Raw genomic sequence first — 15,210 nt, 5'->3', positions numbered from 1 at the left:
TCAGCTCGAGTATGCACTGTTCTCATGCACGTAGTCGTGCGTGAGGTCATTGGTCCAGATGGTTGCCTCGGCGTCGCCGGCCTGCAGGTCGATGTCGACGCGCACCTCACGCGGTTCAAGGTCCACCAGGTTACGGTCCTCGCCGATGCTGCCGTTGCGGCAGATCTGCACGCCGTTCATGGACACGTTGAGCTGGTCCGGCTCGAACACGGCATCGGTGGTGCCCACGGCAGAGAGTACCCGCCCCCAGTTGGGGTCCTTGCCGAAGATGGCCGCTTTGAAGAGGTTGGAGCGCGCAACAGCGCGGCTAACGATCTCGGCGTCGCGTTCGCTTGCCGCGTTGAAGGTACGGATGGCGATGTCGTGGCTTGCACCTTCGGCGTCGCCGATAAGCTTACGGGCCAACTCGGCGCAGACCTTCGTGATGGCCTCGCTCAACTGTTCCGCAGAGGGCAGTGCTTCGGAGGCACCCGAGGCCATCAGCACCACGGTGTCGTTGGTGGACATGCAACCGTCAGAGTCGGCGCGGTCAAACGTGACACGCGTGGCATCGCGGAGGACGACGTCGAGCTCGTCCGCCGGTACCTCGGCGTCGGTGGTGAGGACAACAAGCATGGTTGCCAGGCCGGGGGCCAGCATGCCGGCACCCTTGGCGATGCCGCCAACTGTGAACTGCTTGCCTTCGGCGTCGGTTCCTGTGAAGACGGCCTCCTTGGAGACGCTGTCCGTGGTCATGATCGCCGTGGCAGCGGCCGAACCGCCGTCTGCCGAAAGCTCGCCGAACGCGGTTTCAACGCCCGGAAGGATCTTGTCCATGGGCAGTTGCTCGCCGATCAGGCCAGTGGAGCAAACCACGACGTCGGAAGCTGAGACTCCCAGCACTTCGGCCACTTTCTCGGCCGTGGCATGCGTGTTCTGGAATCCCTGCGGGCCAGTGCAGGCGTTGGCTCCGCCGGAGTTCAGGATCACGGCGTCCACACGGCCATCGCTGACCACCTGGCGTGACCAGTGAACTGGAGCAGCGGCGACGCGGTTTGAGGTGAAGACGGCGGCAGCGGACTTTCGCGGACCGTCGTTGACGACGAGGGCCAGGTCCGGGTTGCCGGAAGCTTTAATGCCGGCTTTGATGCCGGAAGCCCGGAATCCCTTGGGTGCGGTAATGGTCACGGTGCAACTCCCTGCAGGTTCAGGCCGGCGGTTTCGTCCAGGCCGAGGGCTATGTTCATGGACTGCACGGCTCCGCCGGCGGTTCCCTTGGTGAGGTTGTCGATAGCGCACGTGACAATGACGCGGCCGGCGTGTTGGTCGAAGGCCACCTGCATGACTGCGTGGTTGGAACCTTGCACTGACTTGGTGCTGGGCCACTGGCCCTCGGGGAGAAGGTGGACGAACGGCTCGTCGTCATAAGCTTCCGCCCAGGCCTGGCGCAGTTCGGCGTAGGTAACTCCGTGCCCGACTTTCGCAGTGGCCGTAGTGAGGATACCGCGGCTCATCGGAGCCAGGGTTGGAGTAAAGGACACCGTCACCGGCTCGCCGGCGGCATTGGAAAGCCCCTGCTCGATTTCCGGCGTGTGGCGGTGCCCGCCGCCAACTCCATAGGGGCTCATGGATCCCATGACTTCGGAACCGATCAGGTTGACCTTTGCCGCCTTGCCCGCACCGGAGGTACCAGAGGCCGAGACAATTACGACGTCGTCCGTCAGGAGGAGGTTATTGTCGAACCCCGGCGTCAAGGCGAGCAGGGCCGACGTCGGGTAGCAGCCCGGGACCGCAATGCGCTTGGCACCCTTGAGGGCGTCGCGCTGTCCCGGCAGTTCAGGGAGCCCATACGGCCAGGTCCCGGCGTGGGCCGAGCCGTAAAACTTTTCCCAGGCAGCCGGATCCTGCAGGCGGTGGTCCGCTCCGGCGTCGATGACTACTGTGCCTTCCGGCAATTGGGCAGCGATCTCCGCAGAAGCGCCGTGCGGGAGCGCCAGGAAGACGACATCATGCCCGGACAGGTTCTCCACAGTGGTGTCTTCAAGAATCCGACTTGCCAAACCGTGGAGATGCGGCTGCAACTCCCCTAGTCTGGAACCGGCGTTGCTGTGCGCAGTGATCGCACCGATAGTGACGTTCGGATGGCCCGCAAGCAGGCGCAGCACTTCTCCCCCGGCGTAGCCGCTGGCACCGGAGACGGCAACAGAAATAGTCATAGCTCCACTGTACAGCAAAACTATTCATGGTTGCCGATATTTATGCACGCCGTCTTCTGGCAAGTGCACGGCGTCACATAAGTTAGTGCGGACGGCGTATGCTTAGTGGAGGGTGATCCAGACCGTGCAGTCCGAACGTCGGCTGCAGCGTTGCCCGTTAGCGATACGGGGCACATATATGGCACCCACGTCCACCGCTGAGCGCCCCAAGACACGCGCAATTCAGCCAAACCCCGTTGTTCAAAGCTATTCGGAGCTCCTTAAGAGCGTGAAAGCTGCCGGTCTTCTCGAACGGCGCAGCGGGTTCTACATCTGGCTCTTCGTAGCCCTCATGATCCTCATGGCCGCCACCTGGACAGGCTTCGCCCTGCTGGGTGACTCCTGGTTCCAGCTCCTGATCGCTGCCGCCGTGGGTATTTTCTGCACACAATTGAGCTTCCTGGCACACGAGGCCGGACACAAGCAGATCTTCGCGTCCCGTCGCGCAAACGACTGGTCAGCCCGGCTCCTGGCAACAGGAATCGCAGGCATCAGCTACTCCTGGTGGGAGCAAAAACACGGTGCCCACCACAACCACCCCAACGTCATTTCCAAGGACCCTGACATCCGGAACAACGCGCTGGTCTTCTACGAAGATGCAGCCGCCGAACGCAAAGGACGCCTGGCCTTCCTGACCAGGAAGCAGGGCTGGTTTTTCTTCCCGCTCCTCACGCTCCTTGGCCTGAGCCTGCAATTCGACTCGCTTCGCTTTGTCTTCGGCAAGCAGAAGGTGCGCCACCGCTGGGTGGAGACGCCTATCCTGGTGGCCCGTCTTGCCGCCCTTCCGGTCCTCGCTTTCACCTTCCTGCCCATCGGTATGGCGTTTGCGTTCCTCGGTGTCCAGATCATGGTCTACGGCTTCTACATGGGCGCCTCGTTTGCCCCCAACCACAAGGGCATGCCTGTCCTTCCCAAGGACAGCCGAGTCGACTTCCTCAACCGGCAGATCCTTACCTCCCGCAACATCTCGGGCGGACGCTTCATGGACTTCCTGCTGGGCGGACTGAACCGCCAGGTGGAACACCACTTGTTCCCTGACATGGCCCGGCCCCACCTTCACAAGGCCGCAGGAATCGTCCGCGAGTTCTGCACGAAGCACTCCATCCCGTACACGGAAACCACGCTGATTCAGTCCTACGGGATAGTGGTCAGCTACCTCAACGAGGTAGGCCTGGCAGCTGGTCGTGGCTTCGACTGCCCCGTCGCTTCGACGCACGGACGCTTCTAGGCCTCCACAACCAAAGGCGTCATCCTTCATAGGATGGGTTCTGGAACCGGGCACCGGAAGGACCGTCCCGGAGTAAGGAGCCACCATGACGCACGCGATTGTTGCCAAGGAGCCGGGAGGACCTGAAGTCCTCGAATATGCTTCCGTGGAGCCACCCGTACCTGGTCCCGGGCAGCTGTTGATCAAGGTCGCAGCTGCCGGGGTCAATTTCATTGAGACCTACCAGCGCCGCGGCACCTACAAGGTTGAGTACCCCTTCACCCCCGGCGCGGAAGCCGCCGGAACCATCGAAGCAATGGGTGAGGGTGTAGAGGACTTCTCTGTAGGTGAGAGGGTTGCCACTGCCGAAGGTTCCAGGACCTACGCTGACTACGCACTCGTGGACGCCGCGAAGGCGCTCCCCGTGCCGGCCGGCGTCGATGATCACACTGCAGCCGCCCTGCCACTGCAGGGAATTACCGCCCACTACCTGATGAACTCCTCCTTCCGCGTGGAACCTGGCCACACGGTGCTGCTGCACGCGGGAGCCGGCGGTGTGGGACTGCTTCTAACCCAACTGTTGAAGGCGCGTGGGGCACGGGTCATCACCACAGTTTCCTCGGACGAAAAGGCCGACCTCTCCAAGCTCGCCGGCGCCGACGAAGTCCTCCGCTATGAAGGCTTCGCGGACAAGGTCCGCGAACTTACCAACGGCGAGGGCGTCAATGTGGTGTACGACGGCGTGGGTAAGGATACGTTCGACGACTCCCTGCGGAGCCTGCGCATCAGGGGTTCCATGGTGCTCTTCGGCGCCGCTTCAGGTCCCGTCCCCCCGTTCGATCCCCAACGCCTGAACTCGGGCGGCTCACTGACATTGACCCGCCCCACGATGGGCCATTTCGTCCAGAACACGCACGAGCGGCGCTGGCGCTCAGCCGAGATCTTCGAGGCCGCAGCGAACGGCACGCTGGCGGTTCGGGTCGGCGCCACCTACCCCTTGGCCGAAGCGGCCCAGGCACACAGGGACCTCGAAGGACGCCTCACCACGGGGAAGGTCCTGCTGCTGCCGTAACGGCAAAGCGATCATTCGTGCAACAAACCGTGAACGGCAGGAAGCCGCCGACACCTTTTGTTCACCTTTCTGGGCAAAGCTGACTGCGTGAGCACAGAACATTCTGCCGTGGCCGGGAACTTGGATGCCTTGGCCACCTACCGCCCCCAATTTCCGGGGGCGTCTGCAGCACCTCCTCAGCGGACCCTGGTGGATATCCTCGAAGCGACTGCGGCAGCTTTTCCGGAATCCTCGGCATTGGACGATGGCCGGAAGTCACTGAGCTACACCGAACTGCTTGGAGCAGTCCGCGCGTTCGCGCGGGTCCTGAACGCCGCTGGTCTTGGCCGAGGGGACAAGGTCGGCGTCCGCATCCCATCCGGCACCGGTGATCTTTACGTCGCCATCCTGGGAATCCTCATGGCGGGGGCAGCCTACGTCCCCGTGGATGCCGACGACCCCGAGGAGCGCGCCCGGCTGGTTTTTGGCGAAGCCAAGGTGGCCGCCGTCGTTGGTGCCGGCCTGGCCGTTGAAGTGGCAGGCGAGACGCGGAAGGCCGTGACGGAGCCGCAGAAACCTGGACTGGATGACGACTCGTGGATCATCTTTACCTCCGGTTCCACGGGTACGCCGAAGGGCGTTGCCGTCAAGCACCGCTCGTCGGCCGCTTTCGTGGACGCCGAAGCCCGTCTCTTCCTGCAATCCGATCCCATCGGCCCGCAGGACAGGGTCCTGGCCGGCCTTTCGGTCGCGTTCGATGCTTCCTGCGAGGAGATGTGGCTGGCCTGGCGGCACGGCGCCTGCCTGGTACCGGCTCCACGCGCCCTTGTACGGACCGGCATGGATCTGGGCCCATGGCTCATCAACCACGGCATCACCGTTGTTTCGACAGTGCCAACCCTGGCTGCTTTGTGGCCAGTCGAAGCCCTCGAGAATGTGCGACTACTCATCTTTGGTGGGGAGGCCTGCCCGCCTGAACTCGCCGAACGGCTCGCCGTCGACGGCCGGGAAGTCTGGAACACGTACGGACCCACCGAGGCCACAGTGGTCGCCTGCGCGGCTCCCCTGGGCGGACCTGGCCCTGTTCGCATCGGACTGCCGCTGGACGGCTGGGACCTCGCCGTCGTCGATTCCGCCGGCGTGCCCGTGGCTGAGGGTGAAATTGGGGAATTGATTATCGGCGGAGTGGGCCTGGCCCGATACCTGGATCCGGCTAAGGATGCTGAGAAGTATGCAGCCATGCCGACCCTGGCCTGGGAACGCGCCTACCGGTCCGGTGACCTTGTGCGCTTCGAAGCCGAGGGTCTGGTCTTCGTCGGGAGGGCCGACGAACAGGTCAAACTGGGTGGGCGACGGATCGAACTGGGCGAAGTCGATGCCGCACTGCAGTCTCTGCCTGGGGTGGGAGGTGCGGCCGCCGCGGTGCAAACGACGTCTGCAGGTAACCAGATCCTCGTCGGATACCTGGCGCCCACCGAGGGCTGCGTACTGGACCTGGACGAGGCCCGCAGACAGTTGGGCGAGAGCCTTCCTGCAGCATTGGTCCCCCTCCTGACGGTTGTTGGTTCGCTGCCGACAAAGACCAGCGGCAAGGTGGATCGTCACTCGCTTCCGTGGCCTCTTGCCGGCGTTGCAGCCAAGGAGGCGGGCAAAGCACCGCTGAATCTGCCGGACGACGCCCGATGGATTGTGGAGCAGTGGGAATCGGTCCTCGGCAGCCCTGTCAGCTCCCTTGACGCGGACTTCTTCGCCTACGGTGGCGGCTCGCTGGCGGCCGCGCAGCTTGTTTCCGCATTGCGTGTTCGGTACCCGACCATCACGGTGGCGGACATCTATGCGACGCCGCGGGTTGGCGCACTCATAGAGGCTGCGCGGCAGTCGCTTCCCGACGGCGGCATGCCGGGTCCCGCTGCGGAGCGCACCGTACGGCCCACAGCCCTTAAGTCGCAGGTCTTCCAGGTCCTCATGGGCGTACCCCTGCACATCCTGGTGGGCATGCGCTGGTTGACCTACCTCATGGCTGCCAACAGGCTGTTGGCCGATTTCGCTGGATTCACCGCAGCCCCCGTGGTTTCCTGGTGGTGGATCGGGACTTCCTGGCTGATTTTTGTCAGTCCACTGGGCCGCATGGCGATCTCGGTGGTGGCTGCCCGCATCCTGCTGGGCAAGGTTGAACCCGGAACATATCCGCGGTCCGGCAAGACGCACCTGCGGCTTTGGCTGGCTGAGCAAATACAGGACCTCTCCGGTGCCATTGGCCTGGCCAGCGCACCGTTCGTTCCCTACTACGCACGGGCCCTCGGCGCAAAGATCGGAAGGGACGTCCACCTGCATTCATTGCCGCCGGTCACCGGTCTGCTGTCCTTGGGAACCGGGGCCAATATCGAGCCGGAAGTGGACCTCTCCGGCTGGTGGGTGGACGGCGATTCTGTCCACATCGGCCAAATCCATGTTGGCGCGGGAGCAGTAGTGGGCTCCCGAAGTACCCTCATGCCCGGAGCCACCATCGGCGCTGGCGCGCGCGTCGAGGCAGGGTCCGCAGTGCTGGGCAAGGTGAAGGCCGGGCACCTGGTGTCGGGCTCCCCGGCCCGACGCCGGGGAAAAGCAAAACACGACTGGCCTGAGCCCAGCAGCCGAAGCCCCATCGTGGCCCGCTTGTGGTTCTCGGCATTCGCCACCGGCTCCGCCGTTCTGGCCTTGATCCCATATGTGTCCGCCTTCGCCGGTGCTTTGGTCATCTTCGCATTTGTCCGTGGGCATGAGTCTCTCGGAGAAGCCCTGCCACAGATCAGCATGGCGTTGCCGCTTGCCGCCCTCGCATGGTTCTTCAGCAACCTCATCCTGATCCTGGTTGTTGCCCGGCTCCTGGGCTTGGGACTCAAGGAAGGCTACTACCGGGTGCGGAGTCGCATCGGTTGGCAGGTTTGGGCTACTGAGCGGTTGCTGGACATGGCAAGGGACCTGCTCTTCCCCATCTATGCGAGCCTGTTTACCCCCGTGTGGCTCCGTCTTCTGGGAGCCAAGGTTGGACGGAACGTGGAGGCATCGACTGTGCTGTTGGTGCCCAGGATGACGACGATCGGCGACGGAGCATTCCTCGCCGACGACACGATGGTGGCCTCTTACGAACTCGGCGGCGGCTGGATGAAAATCGCTCCTGCCAAGATCGGGAAGCGTTCGTTCCTGGGCAACTCGGGTATGACGGCAGCGGGCCGCAACGTGCCCAAGAACTCTCTCGTCGCCGTGCTGTCCGCTACGCCGGCCAAAGCCAAGTCCGGCACCTCCTGGCTGGGCAGCCCACCAGTCAGGTTGCGCCGCACCGCCGTCGACGCCGATCAGAGCCTCACGTTCCAGCCACCCTTGAAGCTGAAGCTGGCAAGGGGTCTCTGGGAACTGTGCCGCCTGGTGCCTGTCATCCTCACGGTGGCAATCGGCGTCGGGGTCATGCTGGTTCTGGATGCGATCGCCCGAGGCTGGAGTTACTGGTTGGCCGCACTTCTAGGCGGTGTGGTGGTCCTGGCTGCCGGAGCGGTGGCGGCATTGAGTTCCATCATTGCCAAGTGGGTCCTCGTGGGCACCATTCGCGCCGGTGAGCACCCTTTGTGGAGCTCGTTCATTTGGCGCAATGAGGTGGTGGACACCTTCATTGAAATGGTCAGCGCTCCATGGTTCGCCCGTTCAGCCGCTGGAACTCCCGCTTTGGTGTGGTGGCTCCGCGGCCTGGGCGCGAAAATCGGGCATGGAACGTGGTGCGAAAGCTACTGGCTCCCTGAAGCGGACCTCGTGACGCTCGGCGAGAACTCAACCGTCAACCGCGGCTGCGTGGTCCAGACGCACCTTTTCCACGACCGCGTCATGAGCATCGATACTGTGACGCTGGGCAACGGGGCAACCATGGGACCCCATGGCGTCATCCTTCCTGCCGCAAGCATTGGCGACGGCGGCACCGTTGGTCCGGCGTCGTTGGTAATGCGCGGCGAAACCGTGCCGGCAGGGACCTATTGGATGGGAAACCCCGTGAGTCCTTGGGAGGGTCCGGCAGCACCGGCCGCCCGACTCAAGTAGATTGGGGCAGACCATGACGGCACCGATAATTACTACTGCGACCAACGCCGACCCATACACCTTGGACCACGGCAGCACCAGCTACCGTGTGGATCGGTACGAATTGGACCTCGATGTCAGGCTGGGCAGCAACAAGCTGATCGGCAAAGCGGTGCTGCGTTGCACGGCCCTGGAGCCGGCTTCGCAGATAGTCCTGGACCTGGTGGGCCTGCGGGCGTCCAAGATCCAACTGGATGGCAGGAAGGTCCAAAAGTTCAGCCAACGGGCCGAGCACCTTGTGGTCACTACTGTGTCCCCGTTGAAGGCCGGTCAGCCCTTCGTCCTTGAGATCCGCTACGAGGGTAACCCGCAACCACGTCGCGGCTTGTGGGGCGAGGTCGGCTGGGAAGAACTGAACGACGGCGTCCTGGTGGCCGGCCAGCCCAACGGCGCGGCGTCGTGGTTCCCCTGCAACGATCATCCGCGCAATAAATCATCGTTCCGGATCTCCGTGACCACGGATGACAACTACCGGCCGGTGTGCAACGGCCAACTAGTGTCCCGGTCACGAAAATCGAGCCGCGAGACCTGGGTCTACGAGCATTCCGAACCCATGGCTACATATCTCGCCACGATGCAGATCGGCCGGTATGTCATGGTGCCGCTCAACCCTGCAGACACCCATCACCGAGTTCCGCAGTTCGCCGCGGTTACTGCGGACATGGCTGACGACGCCCGCCAGGGGCTTCAACGACAGCCGGACATGATGAAGACCTTCGAGGACTGCTTCGGCCCCTACCCGTTCAGCGATTACACCTCGGTTGTCACCGAAGACGAGTTGGAAATCCCGCTGGAAGCACAGACCGTCTCCATTTTTGGCCGCAACCACATGCGTGATGCCTGGGATGCGCAGCGATTGATCGCTCACGAGCTGTCCCACCAGTGGTTTGGTAACTCCCTGACCGTCAGCAATTGGAAGGACATCTGGCTCCACGAGGGATTCGCCTGCTACGCCGAGTGGTTGTGGTCCGAGGAGTCCGGAACGATGCCAGTTGCAGCCCGTGCCCTCGCCGCCTGGAAAAAGCTCGACGCCGGGCCGCAGGACCTGCTCGTTGGCGATCCCGGTCCGGAGCTCATGTTCGATGACCGCGTCTACAAACGAGGCGCCCTGGCGCTCCACTCCGTCCGGGTGGCAGCCGGTGACGAAGCGTTCTTCGGTCTCCTCCAGCACTGGACATCGGTCAACCGCCACGGCTCAATTTCCACAGCGTCCTTCATCGAAGCCGCCGACTCTTTCATTCCGGGGTTCAATGCCGGTGCGATTCTCCGGCCTTGGTTGTACGAGGCCGCCCTCCCGCCGCTGCCGCAGGGCTAGGAAATAGCCACCGCCGCCACGAATCCCTCCGGCAGTTCCTGGCGTTCGCCGTTGATGCTGGTGATGTCCCATAGGCCGGGCCGGTCCAATACGTCCACTTCCGCGGGGTTCCTCCGCAGGCCCTCCCCGGTCATCTTCAGCCAGGCTTCCTTGCGTGCCCACAAGCGTGTACGCTGCACCGCCTTTTGATTTTCCGGCACACTCTTCAGGAAGTGCTTCTCCCCCGGAGTCAAGGCAACATCATCAAAGCCCTGGAACGCTGCTTGATCAATAGCTTCAAGGTCGACTCCCAGCCGGGCGCCCTCGGATGGATGCACGACGCCGGCCAGCAGCACCCAGCCCTGGGCTTTGGATGCGCTTAGCGCGAGAGGCTCGGGGACGCCGTCGAGCATGAAACCCGGGCGACCGTGGTCCTGGCCCTGCCCGCACTGTGGGCAGCTGTAGTCGGGCACTAGCCGGGCCGGATCCACGTCGAGGAGCGAAGCAGCGAAGTGCCATAACGCCAATCGGCCCGCGAGGAATTCTTGCCGGTCCTTGGCACTGACGAAACGGAGCGCCCGGTCCTGGGCGGGCCGCCCGAGTTCCTGAAGGCGGCCGCCCGCAACAAGCACTTCGTCGAGCCTGAGCAACTCGAACACGGGGCTCTGCACTAAGGTCACGCTGACCTGAATCGGGCGGCCACCGCTTCCCGCACAGCCGCCACATCAACATCGCCGGCTGTCTCCGCTGCAAGCACCTTGGCTAGGCGTTTCGGCCACAGCACGTGAACGCCACGAATGGAGAACGCACCCCCGATGAGGGGCCAATCGGCCTCAATGAAGCACAACGCGCCGGTGACCGGGACATCCCCTACGAAGTCTCGGACGAGATCGACTTGTTTGAGCACCCCATCGACCAGTTTCGTGCAATTGCGCCGGCCGACCAGCAGCTTCTCCACGCGTGGGCGAAGGATGCCACCCTCGATCTCCAGTTCGGGCCGTCCCTTGTACCGCTTGGCGTCGATCACCCAGATTCCACCCGGAGTGATGGCAATGTGGTCAATGTTGGCCTTCGAGCCGGGGATGCGTCGGTCATGAAGGACGGCCAAACCATCGGTGGCAAGGGCACTTAGCCTTGCGCCGAGTCGTTCTTCACCGACCGCGCCCCGATCCCAGGACTTGGTGTGCGGTCGCTCAGAGAGCGCGACGGCGAGGCCACCGAAACGACCCCACTTCCCGCGCAGCCTTTCCTCGTCCTTCGCCTTTCGGCGACCGTACTCACGTCGGGCCGATGAACCCGCTACTCCGGGATCTGCGACCGCACCCTCCGTACCAGGCGGTTCCGTGTCGGAGGACATAGCTTCCTTAGCCTCGGTGGCACACCCCAAGCAGAGGACAGTCTTGGTCTCGCTCTCGTAGATTGCCGCTGTCCCGGCCGGAAGAGATGCACCGCACTCCCGGCACACTCCGGCGAACCGGAGCCGCATCTGCTTCACGAGGTTACGTGGTTCATCGTCGGCACGGACCGAAGCGGTTGATAAATCACGGCGGTTAGACCGCGGATACGCTTTGCCATGGCTCAATCCTCCCCAAAATATTCCGAGCCTCCATTGTCTGGCCAAACAGACCGAGCTGTCGCTGATTCCGGAGGCAACTGAAAAAAATCCCCGGAACCAGGAGGTTCCGGGGATTTCATCGCATGCGAAGGCGCTACCGCTGCACTGCACCAAAACGCTCTGCAGCAACAGCCACAGCGCCGGCGCGGGCCTCCGAAGCTTCGTCGGCAGTCAGCGTGCGGTCAGCTGCACGGAAACGGAGGCCGAACGCGAGAGACTTCTTGCCTTCCTCGATGCCCGGGCCAACGTAGACGTCGAACAATGCGACGTCTTCGAGGAGTTCCCCGGCACCTTCACGCAACGCGGCAAGCACCTGGTCAGCCGGAACATCCTGCGGAACCACCAAGGCGACATCCTGTGTCGCCACGGGGAACCCGGAGATGTGCTTGGCCACAATGACGTCGGCGGCTGCTTCGAACAGCGCCTCAACATTGACCTCAACCGCCACAGAGCGTGCTGGCATGTCGTGGGCTGCGAGGAGCTTCGGGTGGAGCTCACCGGCGTAGCCCACAACGTCGCCGGACCGCAGCGCGAGCTGTGCAGCACGTCCGGGATGGAAGGCCTGGTGGCTCCCCTGGCTGACTACAAGTTCAACGCCGAGAACATCCGCGATGAGCCGCGCGACATCCAAAGCGTCGGCCCAGTCCCAGGCACGCGGCGTGTGCGTCGCCGCAGCCGGAGAATCGTGGCCAGTCAAGACAGCCGCGATGTGCAGCGGCTGGTGCGGGACGCCGTCGTACAGTGCATCCAGTACCTCATCGGACGGCTTGACGCCCAGCGGCGGGATGGATTCAGTACCGAGCTTTTCGCCGGGAAGGAACACCGAGCCGGCCTCATAGAGTGCCAGGTCACGGAAACCGCGGGAGTGGTTGCGGCGGACAACCTCGATCAGTCCCGGCAGGATGGACGTACGTAGGTAACCGTGCTCCTCGCTGATGGGGTTGGCCAGCTTCAAGGCCGGACGTTCTTGACCTTCCGTTGGCACGCCGAAGGTGTCGTTGGCTGCCTTGGAGACGAACGGATAGGACAGGACCTCCGTCAGTCCGGCGTCCGCCAGAGCTTGCACGACGCGGCGCTTCTGCTGCTGGCTGCGGCTCAGGCCACGGCCCGGAGGCGCCACGGGCAGCGTTGCCGGGATGTTGTCATAACCAACCAAGCGGGCTATTTCCTCGGACAGGTCTTCCTTGGTTTCGAGGTCGTTGCGCCAGCTCGGAGCCGTCACCAGATAGCCGGTGGAAGTCTTTTCCACAGCAGCACCAAGATCCACCAGGGACGTAGTGATCTGCTCTGCCGTGAAGTCGATACCGATACGGGCGGCGGCGAACTCTGCGGGCAGGTCAATGGTGACGGCGTCAGGGGCGGTTCCGACGTCGGTACCTGTCTCGTCCGCAGTACCCCCGGCAAGTTCAACCAAGAGGTCCACCACGCGCTGCGCGGCGACATTCGCAACGTGCCAGTCAACCCCGCGCTCGAAGCGCTTGGATGCTTCGGACGGAAGCTTATGGCGGCGACGGGAACGGGCAATCGATACTTCATCGAAGTGCGCGGCTTCCACCAGGATGTTCGTGGTGGAATCCGAAACCTCGGTGTGGGCACCGCCCATGACCCCGGCGATGCCGATAGCTCCGGAGTCATCGGTGATCAGCAGGTCTTCGACATCGAGCGTGCGCTCTTTGTCGTCCAGCGTGGTGATCTTTTCCCCCGCCACAGCGCGGCGAACCACGATGTCGCCCGCAAGCTTGTCGAGGTCGTAGCAGTGGTTCGGCTGGCCGAGCTCAAGCATGACGTAGTTGGAAATATCAACCGGCAGGGAGATGGAACGGACGCCGGCCAGACGAAGACGTGCAGACATCCACGGCGGGGTGGGACGGGAAGCGTCCACGCCACGCACTGTACGTGCCACGAAGCGGTCACAGCCCGGCTTGCCGTAGATGGGGGCGTCGTCGTTGAGCTTTACGCCGTACCCGCCTTGGAGGCTGGCCGGAGCGTTGACCTTGGAAGCCGGGTCAACGAAGGATGTTCCGGTGGCATGGGCGTACTCGCGTGCCACACCACGGATGGAGAAGGCGTAGCCGCGGTCCGGCGTGACGTTGATTTCCGCAGCCTGGTCATAGAGACCAAGGAGTTTCATAGCGTCCGTGCCGATTTCCGGATCCAACCCGATCCGTGAGAGAACCAAAATTCCATCATGGTCATCGCCGATGCCCAGTTCGCGAACCGAAGCGATCATGCCCGCAGACAGGTGACCGTAAGTTTTCCGCGCCGAAATCCGGAAGTTGCCGGGCAGCACAGCTCCGGGAAGCGTGACAACCACTTTGTCGCCTTCCACGAAGTTGTGGGCGCCACAAATGATGCCCTGCACACCGGAAGGATCGATTCCCTCGCCAGTCAGGGTCTGTTCCTGCCCTTCAGGGACAACACGGACCTGGCACCAGTTGATGGTCTTGCCATTGGATTGCGGTTCCTTGACCAGGCTCAGCACCTGGCCGACCACAATGGGACCCGTGAGTTCATCCGTGGGACGGTGGACTTCCTCTTCTTCAAAACCGACCTTGACCAGGTCCGCCATGACGTCTTCGGCCGTAGCATCGGCCGGAACCTGCGCAAATTCACGCAGCCAGGAAAGTGGGATACGCACTGTTAGATCTCCATCCCGAAGTGCTCGCTGAAACGTACATCGCCCTCGATCATGTCGCGCATATCGCCGACCTCGTTGCGGAACATGAGCGTGCGCTCGATGCCCATGCCGAAGGCAAAACCTGAATAGACGTCCGGATCGATGCCGGCAGCCCGGAGGACGTTGGGGTTGACCATGCCGCAGCCACCCCATTCGATCCAGCGCGGACCGCCCTTGGCACCGGGGTGCCAGATGTCGAGTTCAGCTGACGGCTCGGTGAACGGGAAGTAGTTCGGGCGCAGGCGAATGGAAGCTTCGTCGCCAAACATCTGGCGGGCGAAGTGCTCCAGCGTTCCACGGAGGTCGGCCATGCTCAGGTTCTTGTCAATCGCAAGACCCTCGAACTGGTGGAAGACCGGGGTGTGCGTTGCGTCGAGCTCGTCCGTGCGGAACACCTTGCCCGGGCACAGGACGTAGATGGGCACTTCGCGCTCCAGCATGGAACGGACCTGAACCGGAGAGGTGTGGGTGCGCATGAGCAGGTGTGCCTCGGGAGGTTCCACGAAGAACGTGTCCTGCATTTCGCGGGCCGGGTGGTCCGGCTTGAAATTCAGGGCGTCGAAGTTGAACCACTCGGACTCCACCTCGGGCCCTTCGGCAATTTCCCAGCCCATGCCCACGAAGATGTCCGAAACACGGTCCTGCAGCGTGGACAGCGGATGGCGCGCTCCGGCACGGCGTCGACGCGGCGCCGCCGTGACATCAACGGTTTCCTCCACCAGGATCCGGGCGTCGTTCTCGGCTTCCAGTACTTCGGTCCGGGCGGCGAGCGCCTGGTTGACCCGGCCGCGTGAGGATCCCATGAGCTTTCCGGCGGCAGCCTTGTGCTCCTTGGCGAGGCCACCGATTTCACGGTTGGCCAGGCTCAGGGGCGACTTCTCGCCTGTGTGGGCGAGGCGGACAGCCTTGAGTTCTTCGAGGGAGGAGGCAGCCGCTATCGCGGCGATCGCATCCTCAACGGCGGCGTTGATGGCGGCTTCATCCAGCGGATTCGGGATGGCAGCGCCTGGCAAAGTGTCAGTCATCTA

General features: G+C 63.3%; 10 protein-coding genes. 4 read left to right on the top strand and 6 right to left on the bottom strand.

The window, feature by feature from the left end; genetic code table 11:
* Positions 1-1,167, bottom strand: coding sequence for a bifunctional glutamate N-acetyltransferase/amino-acid acetyltransferase ArgJ (gene argJ / locus J2Y41_RS08605; RefSeq protein WP_224167021.1), 1,167 nt, complete (start codon positions 1,165-1,167; stop codon positions 1-3).
* Positions 1,164-2,195 carry an N-acetyl-gamma-glutamyl-phosphate reductase gene (gene argC, locus J2Y41_RS08600; RefSeq protein ID WP_309927998.1) on the bottom strand — a complete coding sequence of 344 codons (1,032 nt, stop codon included), beginning with the start codon at positions 2,193-2,195 and terminating at the stop codon, positions 1,164-1,166. Before argC ends, argJ begins: the two co-directional genes overlap by 4 nt.
* A 178-nt stretch (positions 2,196-2,373) precedes the next feature.
* On the opposite strand from argC, the gene J2Y41_RS08595 reads away from it, so the two are divergent.
* The 4 genes from J2Y41_RS08595 to J2Y41_RS08580 all read left to right on the top strand — a co-directional run bounded on the left by J2Y41_RS08595 (position 2,374) and on the right by J2Y41_RS08580 (position 9,911).
* Complete coding sequence (locus tag J2Y41_RS08595; protein WP_224092439.1) at positions 2,374-3,462, top strand: acyl-CoA desaturase; 1,089 nt, start codon at positions 2,374-2,376, stop codon at positions 3,460-3,462.
* A gap of 85 nt (positions 3,463-3,547) precedes the next feature.
* Positions 3,548-4,513 (top strand): quinone oxidoreductase, encoded by a 966-nt coding sequence (locus J2Y41_RS08590; RefSeq protein WP_309927996.1) that lies wholly within the window; start codon positions 3,548-3,550, stop codon positions 4,511-4,513.
* Between the two features lie 87 nt (positions 4,514-4,600).
* Positions 4,601-8,557, top strand: a complete 3,957-nt coding sequence (locus J2Y41_RS08585; RefSeq protein WP_309927994.1) for a Pls/PosA family non-ribosomal peptide synthetase — start codon at positions 4,601-4,603, stop codon at positions 8,555-8,557.
* Positions 8,558-8,570: 13 nt separating this feature from the next.
* Positions 8,571-9,911: a M1 family metallopeptidase gene (locus J2Y41_RS08580; RefSeq protein WP_309927992.1), complete on the top strand. Its 1,341-nt coding sequence runs from the start codon at positions 8,571-8,573 to the stop codon at positions 9,909-9,911.
* On the opposite strand, the gene J2Y41_RS08575 is transcribed toward J2Y41_RS08580, so the two are convergent.
* From J2Y41_RS08575 to pheS, 4 genes are all read right to left on the bottom strand, one after another.
* The gene (locus J2Y41_RS08575; RefSeq protein WP_309927991.1) at positions 9,908-10,561 is read right to left on the bottom strand and encodes a 4'-phosphopantetheinyl transferase superfamily protein; all 654 of its coding nucleotides are present in this window, start codon (positions 10,559-10,561) and stop codon (positions 9,908-9,910) included. The genes J2Y41_RS08580 and J2Y41_RS08575 overlap by 4 nt on opposite strands.
* A gap of 5 nt (positions 10,562-10,566) precedes the next feature.
* Positions 10,567-11,247: a nuclease-related domain-containing protein gene (locus tag J2Y41_RS08570; RefSeq protein WP_309927989.1), complete on the bottom strand. Its 681-nt coding sequence runs from the start codon at positions 11,245-11,247 to the stop codon at positions 10,567-10,569.
* Between the two features lie 352 nt (positions 11,248-11,599).
* Positions 11,600-14,143, bottom strand: coding sequence for a phenylalanine--tRNA ligase subunit beta (gene pheT, locus J2Y41_RS08565; RefSeq protein ID WP_309927987.1), 2,544 nt, complete (start codon positions 14,141-14,143; stop codon positions 11,600-11,602).
* Between the two features lie 2 nt (positions 14,144-14,145).
* Positions 14,146-15,207 carry a phenylalanine--tRNA ligase subunit alpha gene (gene pheS, locus J2Y41_RS08560; RefSeq protein WP_223936608.1) on the bottom strand — a complete coding sequence of 354 codons (1,062 nt, stop codon included), beginning with the start codon at positions 15,205-15,207 and terminating at the stop codon, positions 14,146-14,148.
* Positions 15,208-15,210 lie beyond the last annotated feature (3 nt).

Origin of the sequence: Arthrobacter sp. 1088 (assembly GCF_031455315.1) — a bacterium.
In the GTDB taxonomy this organism is placed as follows: Bacteria; Actinomycetota; Actinomycetes; order Actinomycetales; family Micrococcaceae; genus Arthrobacter.
Note: the sequence above shows the minus strand (reverse complement) of the source record. Positions and strands in the feature narration are given on the sequence as shown.

Bases quoted from the DNA above. Each gene is read 5' to 3' on its own strand.
- argC (WP_309927998.1), bottom strand. From the start codon at position 2,195: ATGACTATTTCTGTTGCCGTCTCCGGTGCCAGCGGCTACGCCGGGGGA.
- J2Y41_RS08595 (WP_224092439.1), top strand. From the start codon at position 2,374: ATGGCACCCACGTCCACCGCTGAGCGCCCCAAGACACGCGCAATTCAG.
- J2Y41_RS08590 (WP_309927996.1), top strand. From the start codon at position 3,548: ATGACGCACGCGATTGTTGCCAAGGAGCCGGGAGGACCTGAAGTCCTC.
- J2Y41_RS08580 (WP_309927992.1), top strand. From the start codon at position 8,571: ATGACGGCACCGATAATTACTACTGCGACCAACGCCGACCCATACACC.
- J2Y41_RS08570 (WP_309927989.1), bottom strand. From the start codon at position 11,247: ATGTCCTCCGACACGGAACCGCCTGGTACGGAGGGTGCGGTCGCAGAT.
- pheS (WP_223936608.1), bottom strand. From the start codon at position 15,207: ATGACTGACACTTTGCCAGGCGCTGCCATCCCGAATCCGCTGGATGAA.